Annotated in this window: 17 protein-coding genes; 11 read left to right on the top strand and 6 right to left on the bottom strand. The window is 66.8% G+C overall.

The window, feature by feature from the left end; genetic code table 11:
- Nucleotides 1-14: 14 nt before the first annotated feature.
- Nucleotides 15-788 carry a TatD family hydrolase gene (locus N5D20_RS16335; RefSeq protein WP_057504164.1) on the bottom strand — a complete coding sequence of 258 codons (774 nt, stop codon included), beginning with the start codon at nt 786-788 and terminating at the stop codon, nt 15-17.
- Complete coding sequence (locus tag N5D20_RS16340; RefSeq protein WP_010486812.1) at nt 785-1,003, bottom strand: DUF6116 family protein; 219 nt, start codon at nt 1,001-1,003, stop codon at nt 785-787. The genes N5D20_RS16335 and N5D20_RS16340 overlap by 4 nt, the downstream gene beginning before the upstream one ends.
- 163 nt (nt 1,004-1,166) lie before the next feature.
- On the opposite strand from N5D20_RS16340, the gene N5D20_RS16345 reads away from it, so the two are divergent.
- From N5D20_RS16345 to N5D20_RS16395, 11 genes are all read left to right on the top strand, one after another.
- On the top strand, nt 1,167-2,012 hold the full coding sequence (locus N5D20_RS16345) for a glycine zipper 2TM domain-containing protein (RefSeq protein WP_049409337.1): 846 nt from the start codon (nt 1,167-1,169) through the stop codon (nt 2,010-2,012).
- A 126-nt stretch (nt 2,013-2,138) separates the two neighbouring features.
- The gene (locus N5D20_RS16350) at nt 2,139-2,678 is read left to right on the top strand and encodes a GNAT family N-acetyltransferase (RefSeq protein ID WP_010486816.1); all 540 of its coding nucleotides are present in this window, start codon (nt 2,139-2,141) and stop codon (nt 2,676-2,678) included.
- 164 nt (nt 2,679-2,842) lie between these two features.
- Entirely contained in the window at nt 2,843-3,499 is a 657-nt protein-coding gene (locus tag N5D20_RS16355) for a glutathione S-transferase family protein (protein ID WP_197579597.1), read from the top strand.
- Nucleotides 3,500-3,576: 77 nt separating this feature from the next.
- Nucleotides 3,577-5,856 carry a thiamine pyrophosphate-dependent enzyme gene (locus N5D20_RS16360; RefSeq protein ID WP_197579588.1) on the top strand — a complete coding sequence of 760 codons (2,280 nt, stop codon included), beginning with the start codon at nt 3,577-3,579 and terminating at the stop codon, nt 5,854-5,856.
- 3 nt (nt 5,857-5,859) lie between these two features.
- Nucleotides 5,860-7,803 (top strand): asparagine synthase (glutamine-hydrolyzing), encoded by a 1,944-nt coding sequence (gene asnB / locus N5D20_RS16365; RefSeq protein ID WP_197579589.1) that lies wholly within the window; start codon nt 5,860-5,862, stop codon nt 7,801-7,803.
- Between the two features lie 66 nt (nt 7,804-7,869).
- Nucleotides 7,870-8,430 carry an NAD(P)H-dependent oxidoreductase gene (locus tag N5D20_RS16370; RefSeq protein WP_053443285.1) on the top strand — a complete coding sequence of 187 codons (561 nt, stop codon included), beginning with the start codon at nt 7,870-7,872 and terminating at the stop codon, nt 8,428-8,430.
- Between the two features lie 212 nt (nt 8,431-8,642).
- Entirely contained in the window at nt 8,643-10,073 is a 1,431-nt protein-coding gene (locus N5D20_RS16375; protein ID WP_010486827.1) for a replicative DNA helicase, read from the top strand.
- Nucleotides 10,074-10,246: 173 nt separating this feature from the next.
- Nucleotides 10,247-12,490 (top strand): TonB-dependent receptor, encoded by a 2,244-nt coding sequence (locus tag N5D20_RS16380; RefSeq protein ID WP_197579590.1) that lies wholly within the window; start codon nt 10,247-10,249, stop codon nt 12,488-12,490.
- Nucleotides 12,490-14,082, top strand: a complete 1,593-nt coding sequence (locus N5D20_RS16385; protein ID WP_197579591.1) for an alkaline phosphatase D family protein — start codon at nt 12,490-12,492, stop codon at nt 14,080-14,082. Before N5D20_RS16380 ends, N5D20_RS16385 begins: the two co-directional genes overlap by 1 nt.
- Before the next feature lie 174 nt (nt 14,083-14,256).
- The gene (locus tag N5D20_RS16390; protein WP_197579592.1) at nt 14,257-14,469 is read left to right on the top strand and encodes a hypothetical protein; all 213 of its coding nucleotides are present in this window, start codon (nt 14,257-14,259) and stop codon (nt 14,467-14,469) included.
- The gene (locus N5D20_RS16395) at nt 14,466-14,723 is read left to right on the top strand and encodes a hypothetical protein (protein WP_197579593.1); all 258 of its coding nucleotides are present in this window, start codon (nt 14,466-14,468) and stop codon (nt 14,721-14,723) included. The genes N5D20_RS16390 and N5D20_RS16395 overlap by 4 nt, the downstream gene beginning before the upstream one ends.
- A 161-nt stretch (nt 14,724-14,884) precedes the next feature.
- Here N5D20_RS16395 and lpdA read toward each other — a convergent pair whose 3' ends face one another.
- From lpdA to N5D20_RS16415, 4 genes are all read right to left on the bottom strand, one after another.
- Nucleotides 14,885-16,321 (bottom strand): dihydrolipoyl dehydrogenase, encoded by a 1,437-nt coding sequence (lpdA, locus tag N5D20_RS16400; protein ID WP_010486837.1) that lies wholly within the window; start codon nt 16,319-16,321, stop codon nt 14,885-14,887.
- A 63-nt stretch (nt 16,322-16,384) separates the two neighbouring features.
- The gene (gene sucB, locus N5D20_RS16405) at nt 16,385-17,587 is read right to left on the bottom strand and encodes a dihydrolipoyllysine-residue succinyltransferase (RefSeq protein ID WP_005413940.1); all 1,203 of its coding nucleotides are present in this window, start codon (nt 17,585-17,587) and stop codon (nt 16,385-16,387) included.
- A gap of 40 nt (nt 17,588-17,627) precedes the next feature.
- The gene (locus N5D20_RS16410) at nt 17,628-20,459 is read right to left on the bottom strand and encodes a 2-oxoglutarate dehydrogenase E1 component (protein ID WP_197579594.1); all 2,832 of its coding nucleotides are present in this window, start codon (nt 20,457-20,459) and stop codon (nt 17,628-17,630) included.
- Nucleotides 20,460-20,645: 186 nt separating this feature from the next.
- A complete protein-coding gene (locus N5D20_RS16415) occupies nt 20,646-21,542 on the bottom strand; it encodes a GNAT family N-acetyltransferase (protein WP_197579595.1) in 897 nt (298 codons plus the stop codon).
- Between the last annotated feature and the right edge of the window lie 5 nt (nt 21,543-21,547).

Raw genomic sequence — 21,547 nt, forward strand, 5'->3', positions numbered from 1 at the left:
GCCGGCACCTGCCGTTACATTGCCGGCAGCGCGAACAGGCGTCGTGCATTCTCCGTCGTGGCCTGGGCCACTGCGTCCAGCTCCATCCCGCGCAGCGCGGCCACGTGGCGGGCGATGACCGCCAGCCGTGCCGGTTCGTTGCGCTGGCCGCGGATGCCGGCGTCAGGCTGGTCGGGCGCGTCGGTCTCCAGCAGCAGCTGTTCCAGCGGCATGTCGCGCACCAGCCGCTGCAGGCGCTGCGCGCGTTCGTAGGTCAACGGGCCGCCGAGCCCGAGCAGGAAGCCCTGCCGGTGCAGTTGTGCCGCCTGTTCCGGACTGCCGGAAAAGCTGTGCACCACGCCGCGCAGGCCGCCGATGCGACGGATCGCGGCGATCACCACGTCCACCGCGCGCCGTGCATGCACGATCACCGGCAGCTCGAACTCACGGGCCAGTTGCAGCTGGCCGAGGAAGTACGCCTGCTGCGTCTCGGCATCCAGGCCTTCGACAAAGAAGTCCAGGCCGCATTCGCCGATCGCGCAGGGGCGTTCGCGCTCGATCCACTCGCGCAGCAGCGGCAGGTGGCCGGGCCGGTGCTCGGACAGGAACATCGGGTGCAGGCCGTAGGCCGGGTACAGCCCCGGCGCCTGCTGGCAGACCTCCCGCAGCTTCGGCCAGCTGGCCGCCGTCACCGCCGGCACCACCTGCAGGCGCACGCCAGCGGCCTGCGCGCGTGCGATCACGGCGGCGCGGTCACTGTCGAACCCGCCGGCATCGAGATGGCAGTGGCTGTCGACCAGCAGGCTCAACGCTGTTCCAGCGACGGCGGCGCTGTGGCGGTGTTGCGGCTTTTCCAGTTGGCCAGCAGCAGGGTGCCGAAGCCGAGCACCAGTTCATCGACGAACGGGATCGGGTCGGGGATGAACAGGGTCAGCACGAACAGGCCTGCGGTGAGCTTGAACAGGGTGGGGTAGCGCAGCCGGCGCGCCCATTGCAGTACCGGCAGCAGCATCGGGTTGGCCATGGCGGGGGTCCTCCTGGGGAATATGCAAACGCTACCACGGGCCCAGCATTTCCCGATGCTGAATGGGTTACGGGAATGAGCAGGAAATGTGGAGATTCCGTTCAGGCAGCGCATGCTGCAATCTGGTCCGAGAACGTTGCGGATGGTCCGCAAGGAGCAGGTCATGAAAAGCACAACTACAACTGTCCTGGTCGCAGCGGGCGCGCTGCTGGTCGGTGGTATCGCCACCGCCGCCTTCATGAAGAGCGGCGACACGTCGCCTGATTCCATCAGCGCCGGAACCCCCAATGGCGAATCGCGCCTGGTCGATGGCAACGCCACTGGCGATGGCGCGCGTGGTGACACGCTCGACCCGTCGGCACCGCGTGGGCTGGAATATGCCGACGTGCTGAAGGTCGACCCGATCACCGAGAAGCAGAAGGCCTACGCCACCGTGATCGGCACCGATGCGGTGCGCGAGACCTCCACCACCCAGACACCGCATGAAGTCTGCCAGGACGTGACGGTGCAGGAGCGCCTGCCGGAACGTGACGGCAACGTCGGCGGCACCGTGGTCGGTGCTGTGGTGGGTGGCCTGCTGGGCAACCAGGTCGGCGGTGGTAACGGCAAGAAGGCCGCGACCGCGGCCGGTGCCGTGGCCGGTGGCTTCATCGGCAACCAGATCGACAAGCGCCACGTGGGTGGCCGCGTGGTCAACCGTACCGAGCGCCAGTGCCACACCGAGACCGCAACCTCCGAGTCGAGCCGTGTTACCGGCTACAACGTGACCTACCGCAACGAGGACGGCACCACCGGCACCATGCGCATGGCCAGCAAGCCGGGTAACCGCATCGCCATGGGCACCAACGACGTGGTGAAGGGCTACAACGTGACCTATCGCTACGACGGCGCCGAGAAGACCGTGCGCATGGACAACAAGCCGGCCAGCGATCGCCTGCCGGTGGTCGATGGCCAGCTGGTCACGCAGACCGCTGCCGCCGGTGCCACTGCGGCCACCACGCGCCAGTAATCTGGAAGCAGCATGCAGTACCCCACGGGCCGGCTCATGCCGGCCCGTTTCGTTGCAGCCGGCGAAATTCATCCGCGCGGAGCGCGAATCCACCATCATGGACGCTTCCTTCGACATGGAGCCGGCATGAGCATCTTCGACCTGCGCATCGAAACAGAGCGCCTGATCCTGCGCCCACTGCTGCGCGAGGACTACGAACCTTACCTGGCGTTCTGCGCCGACGAGGAAACGATGCGCACCCTCGGTGGCGTGCAGCCGCCTTCGGTGGCCTGGCGCGGCTTCTGCAGCCTGGCCGGCGCCTGGCAGCTGTTTGGCTTCTCGATGTTCAGCGTGATCGAGAAATCCAGCGGTGACTGGATCGGGCGCATGGGTCCCTGGCAACCGCAGGACTGGCCCGGTACCGAGGTCGGCTGGGGCATCCGCCATGCCAGCTGGGGCAGGGGCTATGCGCCGGAAGCTGCGGTCGCCGCGATCGACTGGGCGTTCGACACGCTCGGGTGGGATGAGGTGATCCACACCATCGCCGAGAACAACGACAACTCGCGGGCGGTCGCGCGCAAGCTCGGCAGCACGATGCTGCGCATGGGGGAGCTGCCAGCGCCGTACAACGACAAGCCGATGCAGATCTGGGGCCAGTCGCGCGAGCAGTGGCGGCAGCGCCGTTGACGGTTGTAGAGCCGAGCCCACGCTCGGCTGCCGTTCGCCAAATGCAGCCGAGCATGGGCTCGGCTCTACAGATTGTCCGCATGCTGCACCCGCGCTTGGCATTCACCGGCGTGCTTGCCAGACTGCACGCAGCCGGCCGCCGGCCGGACGTGATGGAGCAGGCAATGGTGGAAGAGCGCGTCCCGCTGACGGTGCATGGCATGTCGGTCTCGGGCAATTGCCACAAGGTCCGCCTGCTGCTGGAGCAGCTCGGCAGCCGTTACCGCTGGGTGGAAGTGGACAGTGCCCACGGCCAGACCCATACCCCTGAATTCCTGGCGCTCAACCCGAATGCCAAGGTGCCGCTGATCGTCCGCGACGATGGCCGCGTGCTGACCGAATCCAACGCGATCCTGTTCTGGCTGGCCGAAGGCACGCCGTACCTGCCCACTGATGGTTGGGAGCGCGCGCAGGCGTTGAGCTGGATGTTCTTCGAGCAGTACACGCACGAGCCGTGCGTGGCAGTGGCGCGCTTCATCCGCGGCTGGACCGCGCCCGAATCGCCGCGCCGCGCCGAACTGCCACGCCTGCACGAGCGCGCCGCCACCGCGCTGGCGGTGATGGAGCAGCACCTGCGCCAGGCGCAATGGTTCACCGGCAGCGGATACGGCATCGCCGATATCGCCCTGTTTGCCTATACCGATGTGGCGGGCGAGGGCGGTATCAGCCTGGAGCCGTTCCCGGACGTTCGCGCCTGGCTGCAGCGCGTGCGTGAGCAGCCGCGCTTCCTGCCGATGCCGGCGGTGACCGCCGAAGTGCGCTCGCGATTCGAGGCCGCGTGACTCTCACCAGGGTGACTCCCACAGGCTAGCGCCGGGCCATGCCCGGCCGAATGCAACAACGACACGGAGGGTGTTCGATGTTCGCTGTGGTTCCAGATCCGATTCCCGCACGCATGCGCGTGCTCAACCGCGCCGAAGTGTGCGACGTCAACTTCCTCGATGCGGTGCGTGGCTGGCGCGGCACCCCGCGCCAGCGCCCGGCGCCGGATGCGCCGATCCTGCCGGGCAGCACGCTCAGCGCTGCGGCCTTCGGTGAACTGTTCGACTCGCAGCTGGCCAGCCGTCAGCTGGACCTGATGGCACGCGTGCTGCGCGTGCAGAACAAGGTCTTCTACACCATCGGTTCCTCCGGCCATGAAGGCAATGCGCTGCTGGCGCGGGCCTGCCGGCATACCGATCCCGCCTTCCTGCACTATCGCTCCGGTGCCTTCATGGCCGAGCGTTCACGCCAGGTGCCGGGTATCGACCCGCTGCGCGATGCCGCTCTGTCCTTCGCCGCCAGCGCGGATGATCCGGCCAGCGGTGGCCGCCACAAGGTGTGGGGCAGCAAGCCATTGTGGGTGCTGCCGCAGACCTCGACGATTGCTTCGCACCTGCCGAAGGCGCTGGGCACCGCGCTGGCCATCGAGAGCGGCAAGCGGTTGGGGCAGGCGCTGCCGGTTCCCACCGATAGCATCGTGCTGTGCTCGTTCGGGGATGCCTCGGCCAATCATGCCACCGCGCAGACCGCGTTCAATACCGCGATGTGGTCGGCCTACCAGAAGCTGCCGGCGCCGATCCTGTTCGTCTGCGAGGACAACGGGCTGGGCATTTCGGTGAAGACGCCGGACGGCTGGATTGCCGAGCGCTTCAGCCGGCAGCCAGGGCTCGACTATTTCTTCGCCGATGGCCTGGACCTGGCCACCGGGCATGCCCAGGTGCAGGCCGCGGTGGAACATTGCCGGCGCACGCGGCGGCCGACCTTCCTGCATCTGCGTACCACGCGCCTGATGGGCCATGCCGGCACCGACTTTGAAGTGGAATGGCGCGCGCTGCCGGAGCTGTGCGCGGCCGAGGCGCAGGATCCGCTGCTGCGCTCGGCGCAGATCGCGATGGAATCGGGCTGGATGGATGCAGCCGCCATCGAAGTGGCCTACGAAACGATGCGCGCGCGCTGCATGGCGGCGGCCGCCGACGCCGAAGGCCACCCGACGCTGCAGTCGCTGCAGGACGTGATGGCGCCGCTGGCGCCGTACACACCGGCGGCGGTGCAGGCTGAAGCGCGGCGCGAGGTGCCCGCCGAGATGCGCGAAGCGCTGTATGGCGGTGCGGAGACCCTGCCCGAGCGACAGGCACCACGGCACCTTGCCATCCAGATCAACCACGGCCTGCAGGAGCTGCTGGCGAAGTATCCGCAGAGCCTGCTGTTCGGCGAGGACGTCGCGCAGAAGGGCGGTGTCTACACCGTCACCAAGGATCTGCTGCGCCGCTTCGGCCCACGCCGGGTGTTCAACACCCTGCTGGACGAGACCATGATCCTGGGCATGGCGCAGGGCCTGGCCAACATGGGCATGTTGCCGATTCCGGAGATCCAGTACCTGGCCTACCTGCACAACGCCATCGACCAGCTGCGCGGCGAAGCGTGTTCGCTGCAGTTCTTCTCCAATGACCAGTACCGCAACCCGATGCTGGTGCGGGTGGCCGGGCTGGGCTACCAGAAGGGTTTCGGCGGCCACTTCCACAACGATAATTCGATCACGGCGCTGCGCGACATTCCCGGCCTGGTAGTCGGTTGCCCGTCGCGTGGCGACGATGCGGTGATGATGCTGCGCACGCTGGCGGCGCTGGCCCGGGTGGATGGACGTGTGGCGGTGTTCCTGGAGCCCATCGCACTGTACATGAGCAAGGACCTGCATGAGCCGGGCGATGGCCGGTGGCTGTTCGACTACCCGGACCAGGGCCAGGCGCTGGTACCGGGTGAAGGCCGGGTCTATGCGCCGGAGGCAGGCGACCTGGTGGTCTACACCTATGGCAACGGCGTGCCGATGGCGCTGCGCGCGGCGCGGGCGATCGAGCAGCAGCTGGGCTGGCAGGTGCGGGTGGTCGACCTGCGCTGGCTGGTGCCGCTGGATGCCGGCTTCATCGCCAGCCAGGCCGCCAGTGCACGGCGGGTGCTGGTGCTGGACGAGGGCCGCCACAGTGGTGGGGTGGGCGAGGGCGTGGTCACGGCACTGGTCGAGGCCGGTTTCGGCCACCTGCCGCTGCGCCGGGTCTGCGGTGCCGATACCTATACCCCGCTGGCGGGGGCAGCAATGTTCGGGCTTCCAAGCGACAATGCGGTGATTGGCGCCGCCCTTGAACTGGCGCAGGAACCTTGATGCATGTGTGGATTGGCGGGAATGTTGTTGCCGGCGCCTGTGGCGTCGGCCGAGGTGCTGCAGGCGCAGGTCCTGGCCATGGGCGAGGCGCTGCACCACCGCGGGCCGGATGATGGCGGCAGCTGGGTCGATGCCGGCGCAGGCATCGCGCTGGCGCACCGCCGGCTGAGCATTCTCGACCTGTCGCCGCTGGGCCACCAGCCGATGGCCTCGTCCGATGGTCGCTACGTGATGGCCTACAACGGCGAGGTCTACAACTTTGCCGCCCTGCGTGCCGAACTGGAGCCGCTGGGGCATGCCTTCCGTGGTCACTCCGACACCGAGGTGCTGCTGGCAGCGATCCTGCAATGGGGCATCGAGGACACCCTGCAGCGCTGCAACGGCATGTTCGCCATCGCGCTGTGGGACCGCCAGCAGCAGTGCCTGTGGCTGGCCCGCGATCGTGTTGGCAAGAAGCCGCTGTACTACGGCTGGGCCGGTGACACCCTGGTGTTCGGTTCCGAACTGAAGGCGCTGTGGCAGCACCCGGCGTTCGACAACGACATCGACCGCGACGCACTGACCCTGTTGCTGCGGTTGGACTACATTCCGGCCCCGCACAGCATCCACCAGCGCTGCTACAAGCTGATGCCGGGCCGCGTGCTGCGCCTGGATGCCGAAGCCGTCGCGGCGGGTGCATCGGCGCATCGCCCGGAACAGGCGCAGCGTCCGTACTGGGATGCGCGGGCACGCATGCAGGCGGCGCTGGCCGCGCCGTTCCAGGGCCGCATCGAAGAGGCCGAGGAACAGCTGGACGGGCTGCTGCGCGACGCAGTGGCGCTGCGCATGGTGGCCGACGTGCCGGTGGGGGTGTTCCTGTCCGGCGGCACCGATTCATCGCTGGTGGCCGCGCTGATGCAGGCACAGAGCGGTCAGCCGGTGCACAGCTTCAGTATCGGCTTCACTGGTTCGGGCCACGACGAGGCGCCGCTGGCCAAGGAACTGGCCGCGCATCTGGGCTGTGACCACACCGAACTCTACGTCAGCGGTGCCGATGCACTGGCGGTGGTGCCGCAGTTGCCGGCAATGTTCGACGAACCCTTCGCTGATGCCTCGCAGGTGCCGACCGCGCTGGTCGCCCGCCTGGCGCGGCAGGGCGTAACCGTCGCGCTGTCCGGCGATGGTGGTGACGAGCTGTTCTTCGGCTATACCCGCTATGTGCGCGCGCTGCGCAACTGGCAGATGCTGGGCCGCGTGCCAGGGCCGCTGCGGCGTTGGATGGGCGCGCGCTCCCAGCAGCAGGGCGAGGCCTCGCGTACCGGCGGCCTGGCCGCGCTGTTGGCCGAGTCCGGCGCGCGTGGCATCGGTGACGTGTACCGCAACCGCATCTCGCGCTGGCGCGACCCGACGGCGGCAGTGCCGGGCGCGCAGGCTGCCGGCAGCTTCTACGACCTGGCCGACCCGTTGCACGGTGCCGGCACACCGGCCGACGCGATGATGCTGGCCGATTACGTGACCTACCTGCCGGATGACCTGTTGTGCAAGGTCGACCGCACCTCGATGGCGGTCAGCCTGGAAGCACGTGCGCCGCTGCTGGATTCACGCGTGGCCGAGTTCGCCTGGTCGCTGCCGCTGGGCTTCAAGCGCAGTGAAACCACCAGCAAGGTGCTGCTCAAGCGCGTGCTGGGTCGTTATGTGCCGCAGTCGATGGTGCACCGGCCCAAGCGTGGCTTTGGCGCGCCGGTCAGTGACTGGCTGAAGGGCGACCTGCGGCCATGGGCCGAAGACCTGCTGCAGCCGGCGCGGCTGGAGCGGGAGGGCGTGCTGTCAGCGGCCGCGGTACAGCCGCTGTGGCAGCAGTTCCTCGGCGGCCAGCGCAAGTGGCATACCCATCTGTGGAACGTGCTGATGTTCCAGGCCTGGCAGGCACATTGGCGGCAGGTGCGCGCGGGCGTCACGGGCGGCTGATCTTCACCGGTCTGCAAGGGCCCGGCGACTAGGCTGGGTCTCCCGCACCATGAGGAGTATGTCCCGATGTCCGTCCCCACCATCGCCGTGTTCGTCGGCAGCCTGCGCAAGGAGTCCTGCAACCGCAGGCTGGCCCATGCGCTGGAGAAGATCGCCGGCGACCGTGCACGCTTCCAGTACGTGCAGATCGGTGATCTGCCGCTGTACGACCAGGATTTCGATGGCCAGTACCCGCCGCAGGGCACCCGGCTGAAGGATCAGGTGCGCGCCGCCGACGCGGTGCTGTTCGTGACCCCCGAGTACAACCGGTCGGTGCCGGGCGTGCTGAAGAACGCCATCGACATCGGCTCGCGCCCCTACGGTGACAGCGCGTTTGCCGGCAAGCCGGCGGCGGTGATCGGCGCCTCCATCGGCCAGATCGGTACCGCCGTGGCCCAGCAGCACCTTCGCAACAGCCTGGCCTTCCTGGACATGCACGTGCTCGGCCAACCCGAGGCGTTCATCCATTTCAAGGACGGCCTGATCGATGCCGACGGCACGGTCCACAACGAAGGCACGCAGAAGTTCCTGCAAGGCTATGTGGACCGGTTCCTGGCGCTGATCGCGGTTCACGTCAAAGGCGATTGACGCCAGCGGTTGCCACCCCCATCTGCGATAATGCCCGCTCGGGTGCCGCAACGGCGCCCGTCGCAGGCAGTGCGACGCCCCCACGCCAATCTGGCCAGGCACCGGCGGATATCCCCCGTTTCTCCACGGCTTATCCACAGGCTTGTCCATGGCCGCCGGGGTCGGCGCATGCCTACACTCGTCCGGCCCACTTTTGCAGGAAACACCGCAGCATGTCCGCTCGCCCCGGCTTCCGTTCCAACCGCAGAGAGCGCGGTGATGGCTTCGATCGCGATCGCGACGAATCGCGCATCGACCAGTTGCGGGTACCGCCCCATTCGGTGGAAGCCGAGCAGGCGGTGCTGGGTGGCCTGATGCTGGCCCCGGAGGCCTATGACCGGGTCAATGACCAGCTGACCGAAGGCGATTTCTACCGCCGCGACCACCAGATGATCTACCGCGCGATCCGTGAGCTGTCCGAGCGCGAGCGGCCGTTCGATGCGGTGACCCTGGGGGAGTGGTTCGAATCGCAGGGCAAGATGGAACTGGTGGGCGATGGTGCCTATCTGATCGAGCTGGCCAGTACCACGCCGTCGGCGGCCAACATCGTGGCCTACGCCGAGATCGTGCGTGACAAGGCAGTGCTGCGGCAGCTGATCCAGGTGGGCACGGACATCGTCAACGATGGTTTCCAGCCCGAGGGCCGTGAGAGCAGCGAGCTGCTGGCATCGGCGGAAAAGAGCGTGTTCGCCATCGCCGAACAGGGCGCACGCGGTCGTACCGATTTCGTGGCGATGCCCGGTGCACTGAAGGATGCCTTCGAAGAGCTGCGCAGCCGCTTCGAGAACGGCGGCAACATCACCGGCCTGCCGACCGGCTACAACGATTTCGATGCGATGACCTCCGGCCTGCAGCCGACCGACCTGATCATCCTGGCTGCGCGCCCGGCCATGGGCAAGACCACCTTCGCGCTGAACATCGCCGAGTACGCGGCGATCAAGTCGAAGAAGGGCGTGGCGGTGTTCTCGATGGAAATGTCGGCATCGCAGCTGGCGATGCGCCTGATTTCCTCCAATGGCCGCATCAACGCGCAGCGCCTGCGTACCGGCCAGCTGGAAGACGAGGACTGGAGCCGCGTCACCAGCGCGATCAAGATGCTGAAGGAAACCAAGATCTTCATCGACGATACGCCCGGCGTGTCGCCGGAAGTGCTGCGCTCCAAGTGCCGCCGCCTCAAGCGCGAGCATGACCTGGGCCTGGTGGTGATCGACTACCTGCAGCTGATGAGCGTGCCGGGCAACAGCGAAAACCGCGCGACCGAAATCTCGGAGATCTCGCGTTCGCTGAAGGGCCTGGCCAAGGAACTGCACGTGCCGGTGATCGCGCTGTCGCAGCTCAACCGCTCGCTGGAAACACGTACCGACAAGCGCCCAGTGATGGCCGACCTTCGCGAATCGGGCGCAATCGAGCAGGACGCGGACATGATCGTCTTCATCTACCGCGACGATTACTACAACAAGGAAAATTCGCCGGACAAGGGCCTGGCCGAGATCATCATCGGCAAGCACCGTGGTGGCCCGACCGGTTCGTGCAAGCTGAAGTTCTTCGGCGAATACACCCGCTTCGACAACCTGGCCCACGATTCGGTCGGCTCGTTCGAGTAACAGGCGTGCCGGCCGCTGGCCGGCAATCTCCTCCTGGCCGGCAAACCATTCCAAACACCAAACGTCCGTATGTGGCGTGTAAATGACATGTAACGCGACGCTTCTACGATTCCGCCGCTGCTGCCCTTCGACGCCGCCCTTCGGCGTCCAGCGTGCCCAAGGAATCCGCCCCCATGCCGTCCCACGCTCCGCTCCGCCGCAATCTGCTGGCCCTGCTGGTCTGTGCTTCGCTGCCGTCGCTGGCTGTCGCTGAAACCGCTCCCACGACCGACGCGCCGTCGGCCACCACCCTCGATTCGATCTCGGTGATCGGCCGCGGCGAAGCCCGCCAGGTGCAGCGTGTGACCGCCGAGGACATGAAGATCCTGCCGCCGGGTGCCAACCCGCTGAAGCTGCTGGCCAGCAAGCCGGGCGTGCACTTCGAATCGGCTGATGCCACCGGCGCCTACGAATGGTCCACCAGCATCAGCCTGCGTGGTTTCAACCAGAACCGCCTGGGCTACACCCTTGATGGCATCCCGCTGGGCAACATGGCCTACGGCAACAGCAACGGCCTGCACATCAGCCGCGCGGTGATCAGCGAGAACCTGGGCGGCGCGGAGGTTTCCACCGGCATTGGCGCGCTGGGTACGCCGTCCACCAGCAACCTTGGCGGCGTGTTCCAGTTCTATTCGATCGACCCGTCCACCGAATACGGCGTGGTTCTGGCACAGGGCTTTGGCAGCGACAACGCGCGCCGCAGCTATGCGCGCCTGGAGACTGGTGAACATCAGGGCTTTGCGGCCTACCTGTCCGGCGCATACTCAGAAGGCGACAAGTGGAAGGGCAAGGGCTCGCAGGAGCTGAAGCAGTTCAACGGCAAGGCCACCTACAACTTCGGAACGGACAGCAGGATTACCGCGCTGTTCAACGCCTCGCGCCGCGTCGAGGCCGATTACCAGGACCTGTCGCTGGAGATGATCGATCGTCTCGGCTGGGACTGGGACAACTACGCGCCGGACTGGAACCGTGCCGTGGCCGCTGCACGCGGCACGTTCAGCGGCGGCGTCAACAGCCCGTGGGATGCGTACTACTCCGGCCACGGCCTGCGCAATGACGACCTGTCCAGCATCGCCGGCGATTTCGGCCTGAACGAGTCGATGCGCCTGAAGGTCAACGTCTACAACCACAGCAACCGTGGCCAGGGCCACTGGTTCAGCCCGTCCAATCCGTCCAACCCGGGTACCAGCCGCGAGATCCCGATCTCGATCCGCACTACCGAGTATGCGATCGACCGCACCGGTGTGACCTCTGCGTTCACCTGGAACGTGGCGGGCCACGAGCTGGAAGCGGGCCTGTGGTACGAGGACAACGGCCACAGCGTGCAGCGCAACTTCTATTACATCGACGGCCCGATCACCGACGATTTCTTCCTGCGTAATCCGGACCAGCGCGTGTGGCACCAGCGCTACACCACCATCACCCGCCAGTTCTACGTGCAGGACCGTTTCCGCCTGTTCGATGACCGTCTGACCATCGACATCGGTGCGAAGTCGCCGCACACCCGCACCCGCGTGCGCACACCGCTGGGCAGCTATGCCAACAACAGCAGCCTGACCTCGAAGAAGGGCTTCCTGCCGCAGGCCGGCTTCAACTTCAAGCTCAACGAAGGCAACGAGATCTTTGGTTCGTTCGCCAAGAACATCGCGGCCTATGCACTGGGCGTGGGCAGTCCGTTCAACGTGCCGCAGGCCGCGTTCGATGCCAGCGCGAAGAGCCTGAAGCCGGAACAGTCGCGCACCCTCGAACTGGGCTGGCGCGGCTACGGCCAGGGCTATGAAGCCTCGGTGGCGGTGTATGACGTGAAGTTCGACAACCGCCTGCTGGCCATCGCGCAGTGCGTGGGCATCCTCGGTTGCCCGGCGCTGTTCTCCAACGTCGGTTCGGTGACCAGCCGCGGTGCCGAGGCGACCCTGCAGTTGAAGCCGATGCAGGACCTGATCTGGTCCAATGCGCTGTCGTGGAATGACAGTACCTACGACAACGACTACGTGAACAACGGCGTGGTGCCGACCCGCGGCAAGACGACCGTCGACACACCGGAGTGGATGTTCGCCAGCACCCTGGCCTGGACCCCGGGCCCGTGGGACCTGCGACTGGCCGCCAACCATGTCGGCAAGCGTTACGTGACCTATACCAACGATGTGTCGGTGCCGAGCTACTGGCTGGTCAATGCGTCGGTGGCCTATGACTTCGGCACGCTCGGCCCGGCACAGAACCTGACCGTGGCGCTTAACCTGACCAACCTGACCGACAAGCGTTACCTGTCTTCGATCAACACCAACGGCACCTACGCCGCCGACCCGACCCGCAGCCTGGCGACCATGCAGGTCGGCGCGCCGCGGCAAGTGATGGCCACCGCCACCGTGCACTTCTGATGCGCGGGCCTGTCGATCCGGAAAGCCGTCGTCGCCTGTTGCGCATGGCGTGGCAGGGCGCGGGGGCGGCGATCGCACTTGCGGCGATGCCGGGGCTGGCCACGGCCGGCCCACGGCCGCGGCTGGGGCGTGATCCGTTCACCCTCGGTATCGCCGCCGGTGATCCGGATCCGCAGGGTGCAGTGCTGTGGACGCGGCTCGCGCCGGACCCGCTCAACGGCGGCGGCATGCCGTCGCGGGCGTTGCCCGTGCGCTGGTTCGTGGCCGAAGACCCCGGCATGCGCCGGCTGGTGCAGCGGGGCGTCGCTGCGGCTGTGCCGGAGCTGGCCCATTCGGTACATGTGGAGGTCGACGGCCTGCGTCCCGGCCGCGATTATTACTATCGTTTCGCCTGCGACGGCGATGAGGAAAGCGTGGTCGGCCACTTCCGCACCGCGCCGCTGCTGGGCACGCAGTTGCAGCAGTTGCGGTTGGCGCTGTGTACCTGCCAGGCGTGGAACAGCGGCTACTACCCGGTGCTGCGTGACATCGCGCAGAGTGATGTCGACCTGGTGCTGCATGCCGGCGACTACCTGTATGAATACAGCCCGCTGCAGAACGCGCGTGGCAGCACGCTGGATGCGGCGCGGTTCAGTGGCGAGACGGTGAGCCTGGAACGTTACCGTGACCAGTACGCGCTGTACAAACTCGATCCCGACCTGCAGGCCGCGCACGCCGCACACGCGTTCGCGGTGATCTGGGATGACCACGAAGTGCAGAACGATTACTCCGGCATCCACCCCGAGAAGCCCGGCGTCTCAATGGAGGATTTCATCATCCGCCGCGCGGCCGCGTATCGTGCGTTCTACGAGCACCTGCCGATGCGCAGCACGCCTGCGGGCAACGGTGGCCTGCGCGTGCATCGGCGCCTGCGTTACGGCGATCTTGCACAGCTGACGCTGCTCGACTGCCGCCAGTTCCGCCCGGCCAATCCCTGCGGTGTGGGCGAGTCACCGCGCTGCGAGGCGGCGCTGGATCCACGCATGAGCATGCTCGGCACGGGCCAGGAGGCGTGGTTCGCGCAGTCGATGGCCGTCGCGCGGGGCACGCGCTGGAACGTGGTGGTACAGCAGCTGCTGATGGCGCAGCTGCGGCTGGACGGTGGCACACCGCGCGAGCGCTTCTGGAACGACGCCTGGGATGGTTATCCGGCGGCTCGCAACCGCCTGCTGCAGGCGATGCAGGCGGGCGGGCAGGGCAATGCCATCGTGCTGGGCGGTGACTGGCATTCCACCTTCGTCAACGACCTGAAGCTGGATTTCGACGTGCCCCGCTCGCCGGTCGTGGCCACCGAATTCATCGCCCCGGCGATCAGCAGTGGCGGCGACGACACGCCGTACGGTCCGTACTACGGACCGTCGATAGCGCAGAACCCGCATATCCGTTACTTCGATGGCGACCGCCGTGGCTGGTGGAAGCTGCAGCTGAACCGGCAGACCGTTGAGGCGGAGCTGCGCTTCGCCGACAGCGTGCTGCGTGCGGATGCCGCAGTGCGCACCGCAGCGCGCTTCCAGGTGACCCACGGCCGCCCGGGCGCAGTGCAGCTCCTGTAGAGCCGAGCCCACGCTCGGCTGCTTCTGGAAAGCCGAGCGCAGGCTCGGCTCTACAACGGCGGTGGACCGGTTTCATCGCCCCCAGCCCGGTTTCGTCGCAAACCGTTTGTGCGTGGCAAGGGCAGGGCGCCAAGGTGTCCGCAGGCGGCAAGGTGCCGCCACAAGGAGACCGTGATGAAGACCCTGTTCGCGCTCGGTGTGTGGTGCCTGCTGTTCGTACTGTGCTGGCCGCTGGCGATCCTCGCCCTGATCGCCTGGCCGTTCGTCTGGCTGCTGAGCCTGCCGTTCCGCCTGGTCGGCATCACCTTTTCGGCGCTGTTCGCCTTCCTGCGCGCGCTGTTCATGCTGCCGGCGCGGTTGATGGGTGGCCGGGCGGTGGCCGCATGAGGGCCGTGTTGCTGATGGGTCTGGTCCTGTTGCCAGGCCCGGTGCTGGCAACACCGCCCGCGCCACCGTCGGTGTGGCTGGAGCGCCAGCAGGCAGCCGGTGCCGATGAAGCGAATGCGGCGGGGGCGAAGGCTTCGACGGCACCCGAGGCCAAGGAGCGCTGCCGGGTCACGAAGCAATGGAAGGTCGGCGAGACGGTGGTGCAGCACAGGGTCTGCGACGATCCGCCGAAGAAGCCTGCTGAAAAGGTGTAGAGCCGAGCCGATGCTCGGCTGGGCCTTCACGGACCGCCAAATGCGCAGCCGAGCGTGGGCTCGGCTCTACATGAAGAAGGGCAACAAAAAACCCCGCCGAAGCGGGGTTTTTCTTCTGCAGGTGAGTGCCGACCAACGGTCGGCACCTACCATGATGCAGATCAGTTCGCCTTGTGGATGGCGCGCTTGCTGACCGCCATCGCCGCGTCGTGGATCACTTCCGACAGCGACGGGTGGGCGTGGCAGATGCGGGCCAGATCATCGGCCGAGCCGCTGAACTCCATGGTCAGCACACCTTCGTGCACCAGCTCGGAGACGTTGGCGCCGACCAGGTGCATGCCGAGGATGCGATCGGTTTCGGCGTGGGCCAGGATCTTCACGAAGCCTGCCGGCTCGATCATCGCCACGGCACGGCCGTTGGCGGCGAACGGGAAGCTGCCGGCCTTGTACGGAATGCCTTCGGCCTTCAGCTGCGCTTCGGTCTTGCCGACCCAGGCCAGTTCCGGCTCGGTGTAGATGACCCACGGGATGGTGTCGAAGTTGACGTGGCCCGGCAGGCCGGCGATCAGCTCAGCCACCGCGATGCCTTCCTCGAAGCCCTTGTGCGCCAGCATCGGGCCGCGCACGCAGTCGCCGACCGCCCAGACGCCGTTGACGCCGGTGTGGCAGTGTGCGTCGACTTCGATCTGGCCGCGCTCGTTGATCTTGACGCCGGTGCCTTCGGCCAGCAGGCCCTTGGTGGCGGCGCGACGGCCGACGGCCACCAGCAGCTTGTCCACGGTCAGGGTCTTTTCGCCTTCGCTGTCGGTGTAGGTGACAACGACTTCCTTCTTCTTGCCCTTGCCGGTGATCTCGGTCTTGGAGACCTTGGCACCGAGGCGGATGTCCAGGCCCTGCTTCTTGAATTCCTTGGCAGCGGTCTTGGCCACTTCGGCGTCGGCCACGGCCAGGAACTCCGGCAGTGCTTCCAGGATGGTGACTTCAGCGCCCAGGCGCTTCCACACGCTGCCCAGTTCCAGGCCGATCACGCCGGCGCCGATCACCGCCAGGCGGTTCGGCACTTCGGTGAAGTCCAGGCCGCCGACGTTGTCGACGATGGTCTCGCCGTCGAACTTGGCGAACGGCAGTTCGATCGAATCCGAACCGGCCGCGATGATGACGTTGGTGCCCTTCAGCTCGACGATGGAACCGTCATGCTGGGTGACCTTGACCACGTTGCCCGGCTGCAGCTCGCCGAAGCCGTAGTAGGCGGCGACCTTGTTGGCCTTGAACAGCATGCCGATGCCGCCGGTGAACTGCTTGACGATCTTGTCCTTGCGGCCAATCATCGCCTCGACGTCGATCTTGGCATCCTTGAAGCTGATGCCGTGGTCGCCAAAGATGTGGCCCATGTTCCAGAACTGGCGCGAGGAATCCAGCAGCGCCTTGGACGGGATGCAGCCCACGCGCAGGCAGGTGCCGCCGAGGGCCGGCTTGCCGTCCTTGCCCAGCGCTGCGTCGATGCAGGCGGTCTTCAGGCCCAGCTGGGCCGCGCGGATGGCAGCGTGGTAACCGGCCGGGCCGGCACCGATGACGACGACGTCGAATTGTTCAGCCATTGAATTATTCCTTGATGCATTACCAGAACCCCTCCGCGCAGGCGCGGAGGGGCGGGAGGTGTCTTACAGGCCGAACAGCATGCGGCCAGGGTTTTCCAGCTGGTTCTTGATGTCCACCAGGAACTGCACCGAATCCTTGCCGTCGATGATGCGGTGGTCGTACGACAGCGCCAGGTACATCATCGGCGCGATCACGACCTGGCCGTTCTGGGCGATCGGACGCTCCTTGATGGCGTGCATGCCCAGGATGGCGCTCTGCGGCGGGTTGATGATCGGGGTCGACAGCAGCGAACCGAAGGTGCCGCCGTTGGTCACGGTGAAGGTGCCGCCCTGCAGTTCGTCCAGGCCCAGCTTGCCGTCACGGGCCTTCTTGGCGTAGTCGGCGATGGTCTTCTCGATGTCGGCGAACGACATGCGCTCGACGTTGCGCAGGACCGGGGTGACCAGGCCCTTCTCCGTCGAGACGGCGATCGAGATGTCCGAGTAGCCGTGGTAGATGATGTCGTCGCCGTCGATCGAGGCGTTGACCAGCGGGAAGCGCTGCAGCGCGTTGGCCGCGGCCTTCACGAAGAAGCTCATGAAGCCCAGCTTGATGCCGTGGGCCTTGACGAACTCGTCCTGCAGTTCCTTGCGCGCAGCCGAGACCTTGGACAGGTCGACTTCGTTGAAGGTGGTCAGCATGGCGGTGGAGTTCTTCGACTCCATCAGGCGCTCGGCGATGCGCTTGCGGATGCGGGTCATCGGCACGCGTTCTTCCGGACGTGCACCACCGGCCTTGCCGGCGCCGCCGTTGCGGGCGAAGTTGACGATGTCTTCCTTGGTCACCGCGCCGCGACGGCCGGTGCCGTCGACGTCGGCCGGGTTCACGCCTTCGGTGATGGCGGTGAAGCGGGCGCCCGGCGGCAGGGTGTCGGCGGCCGACTTGGCAGCCGGGGCCGGAGCGGCGGCAGCGGCCGGAGCAGCGGCGGCCGGGGCAGCGGCAGCCGCCGGAGCGGCTTCAGCAGCCGGAGCCGGGGCAGCAGCCACGGCGCCTTCTTCGATGATCGCCACGACCTGGCTGGAGGTCACGGTCGAGCCTTCGGCGAACTTGATTTCCTTCAGCACGCCGTCGACCGGCGACGGCACTTCCAGGACGACCTTGTCGGTTTCCAGGTCAAGCAGGTTTTCGTCGCGCTTGACGGCGTCGCCCACCTTCTTGTGCCAGGTGGCGATGGTGCCGTCGGCGACGGATTCGGGCAGTACCGGGGCTTTGACTTCGGTGGCCATTGCGGGAGCTTCCTGGTTTGTCTTCTAAATAGGGGGAGGATTATTCAGCGAACGAGTCGTTGAACGGGTTGACCAGCGCGTCGGCGACCAGCTGCTGCTGTTCGCGGACGTGGTCAGCCATGTGACCGGCAGCCGGCGAAGCCGAACGTGCGCGACCGGCGTAGTGCAGGTTCTGGCCATCGGCCAGGCAGAACTGCAGGTGGTGGCGGATCTGGTACCACGCACCCTGGTTCTGCGGTTCTTCCTGCGTCCACACCACGTCGGTGGCCTTGCCGTACTTCTTCAGTTCGGCGGCCAGCAGCGCACGCGGGAACGGGTACAGCTGCTCCACGCGGATGATCGCCACGTCGTCCTGGCCACGCTTGGTCTGGTCTTCCAGCAGGTCGTAGTAGACCTTGCCCGAGCACAGCACCACGCGCTTGACCTTCTTGGCGTCCGCGTTGGCGTCGCCGATCAGGTGCTGGAACTCGCCGTTGGCCAGTTCGTCCAGGGTCGACACGGCCAGCTTGTGGCGCAGCAGCGACTTCGGCGACATCACCACCAGCGGCTTGCGGGTGGTCAGGTGCTGCTGGCGGCGCAGCATGTGGAAGGCCTGCGCCGGGGTCGACGGCACCACCACCAGCATGTTCTCCAGCGCGCACAGCTGCAGGAAGCGCTCCAGGCGCGCCGAGCTGTGTTCCGGGCCCTGGCCTTCATAGCCATGCGGTAGCAGCAGGGTCAGGCCGGAAATGCGGCCCCACTTGGCTTCGCCGGCGGCGATGAACTGGTCGATGACGACCTGGGCACCGTTGGCGAAGTCGCCGAACTGTCCTTCCCAGATGCACAGCGTGTTCGGATCGGTGGTGGAGAAGCCGTACTCGTAGGCCATCACCGCTTCTTCGCTCAGCAGCGAATCGATGACGGTGGCCTTCTCCGGCGAATCCACCAGCTGCCGCAGCGGCATGTAGTAGTTGTCGGTCTTCTGGTCGTGCAGGATCGCGTGGCGGTGCGTGAACGTACCGCGGCCGACGTCCTGGCCGACCAGGCGCAGTGCATTGCCTTCGTCGAGCAGGGTGGCGTAGGCCAGGTTCTCGGCAAAGCCCCAGTCGCCCGGAATCTCGCCGGCGGCCATCTTGCGGCGGTCGTCGTAGACCTTGGCCACGCGCGAGTGCAGCTGCACGTCTTCGGGAATGGTGTTGATCAGCTTGGCCAGCTCGACCAGCTTGTTCTTCTCGACCTTGGTCGAGATCGGATCGGACAGCTTGCCTTCCAGCAGCTTCGGCCAATCGACGAACAGCGGGCTGGTCGGCGGGGTCTTCTCGACCTTGGCCAGCTCGGTGGTCACTTCGCCGGCATCGAGCTTCTCGCGGTAGGCATCGACCATCGCCTTGCCAGCGCCGGCGGCGATCACGCCCGCCTTTTCCAGCTGCTCGGCATACATCTCGCGGGTGGTGGCGTGCTTGCGGATCACCTGGTACATCAGCGGCTGGGTGATCGCCGGTTCGTCGGCCTCGTTGTGGCCCCAACGGCGGTAGCACATCAGGTCGATGACCACGTCCTTGGCGAACTTCTGGCGGAACTCGAAGGCCAGCTGCGCGGCGAACACCACCGCTTCCGGATCATCGCCGTTCACGTGCAGCACCGGAGCGGCGATCATCTTCGCCACGTCGGTGGCGTAGCGCGTGGAACGCGTATCCAGCGGGTTGGAGGTGGTGAAGCCGACCTGGTTGTTGACCACGATGTGCACGGTGCCGCCGACGGCGAAGCCGCGGGCCTGCGACATCTGGAACAGCTCCATGACCACGCCCTGGCCGGAGAAGGCCGCGTCGCCGTGGATCAGGATCGGCATGACCTGCTTGCGGGCGGTGTCCTTGCGGCGCTCCTGGCGCGAACGCACGGAACCGGCCACGACCGGGTCGGCGATTTCCAGGTGCGACGGGTTGAACGCCAGCGCCAGGTGCACCGGGCCGCCTTCGGTGGCGACGTCGGCCGAGAAGCCCATGTGGTACTTCACGTCACCGGCCGAGGCGTGCTCGTCGTGCTCGAACTTGCCTTCGAACTCGTCGAACAGCTTGCGCGGGTTCTTGCCCAGGGTGTTGACCAGCACGTTCAGGCGGCCGCGGTGGGCCATGCCGATCACCACGTCCTTGACGCCATCCTTGCCGGCGCTGCGGATGATGGTGTCCATCATCGGGATCAGCGAGTCGCCGCCTTCCAGCGAGAAGCGCTTCTGGCCGACGTACCTGGTGTGCAGGTAGCGCTCCAGGCCTTCAGCCGCGGTCAGGCGCTCCAGGGTGCGGCGCTGGGTGTCAGCGTCCAGCTGGTAGTTGCCACCGGCCGCTTCCAGCTTCTTGTAGATCCACTGGCGCTGCTCGACCTCGGAGATGTGCATGAACTCCGCACCGATCGAGCCGGTGTAGGTCGCCTTCAGGCGTGCAAGCAGGTCGCGCAGCTTCATGCGCGGCTGGCCGCCGACGCCGCCGGTGCTGAACTCGCTGTTGAGGTCGGCATCGGACAGGCTGTGGAACGGCAGGCCCAGGTCCGGGGTGTTGACCGGTGCGGCCAGCCCCAGCGGATCAAGGCGCGCGTCCAGGTGACCACGCGAGCGGTAGGCGGTGATCAGGCGACCGACATTGCGCTCACGCTCGTCGCCCGCACCGCTGCCGGTGCCGGCTTTCAGCGCATCCTTGGCCGCGTCCGCGATGTGGGAGATGACAGCCGAGTGCGGGATGTCACCTGCTTCGCGGCCCTTGAAGCCGTCGAAGTAGGTTTTCCATTTGGGATCGACACTATCCGGGGAGACCAGGTACTGCTCGTACAGGTCCTCGACATAGGAGGCGTTGCCGCCGGCGAGTTGCGAAGATTGCGCAAACTGCTTCAGTTGATTGTCCACGATGGAGGGTGCTGATTCGCTTTGTGGGGTATGGCTTCAGAAGGACCCGGCACGAAGATGAATAGCCATGCACGGGCGCGTTCAAACAGCCAAATTGTACCCCCAACCGGACACGAAGGGGCACCACCAGAGGCATCGCGCGTCCCCCGGTGCCGCTTCCAGACAGGTTGGCGCGGTGGCCCGCGCTCAGATGCCGAGCGCGCGCAGTTCGCTGCAATCGCGCGAACGGTCCCAGACACGCTGCAATTGCTGCTCGAACGGCTGCGAACGTGCCGGCAGCGCGATGCCGGCCTCGCCGTCGAAGCGATGCCCGATCAGACGAAAGTAGAAGTCGCCCGCATCGTTGAGCAGGCAGGCCGAGGCCAACGCACGGTCGACCGGGTCGGTGACCTCGCGGAACTGGATCACGCTTGGCAGGCGCTGGGCCAACGCCAGCAGCGGTGCCCCGGCAGAGGCAACGGCAGCCGCATCGTGCACGATCACCCGCAGGTGCTTGTCGTGGCGGGCGGTGACGAAGCGGCGCAGGGCGGCCTGCACCGGCGGTGTGTCAAGCAGGCCGGGGTCCAGCTGACGGCTGTGCAGCCACAGCTGGCGGCGGGCGCGGTGGATGATGGCGGTGGTGATCGCCACCGCCTCGGCGCGACCGTCGATGGCGCCGGCCGCGCCCAGCCGGCGACGCATCTGCTGGTGGCCGATGCCGGCCTCCTCGAACACCTCGCCCTCGGGCAGGAAGCCCTGGCGGGCATAGAAGTCACGGGCGGGCAGCTGGGCGTGCAGGTGCAGTTCGGCCAGGCCGAGGCGGCGCCCGGCCTCGACCAGTGCCTCCAGCAGGGCCTCGCCGACCCCCTGGCTGCGATGGCTGGCCAGCACCGCCATGCGGCCGATGCGGCCGTCCGGGGCCAGTCGGCCGGTGCCGACCGGCTGGTTGTCACTGTCCAGCGCCAGCACATGGGCACTGACCGGGTCCAGCGCATCGCGTTCCAGTTCGGCGGCGATGCCCTGTTCCTGCACGAACACGCGTTGGCGCACGTCGTGGATGGCAACGTGGGCGTCGGCGTGGCTGACCTGCTGGACCCGGATCATGGCGG

The sequence above is a fragment of the Stenotrophomonas sp. GD03877 genome (genome assembly GCF_029840555.1).
Classification (GTDB): Bacteria; Pseudomonadota; Gammaproteobacteria; order Xanthomonadales; family Xanthomonadaceae; genus Stenotrophomonas; species Stenotrophomonas geniculata.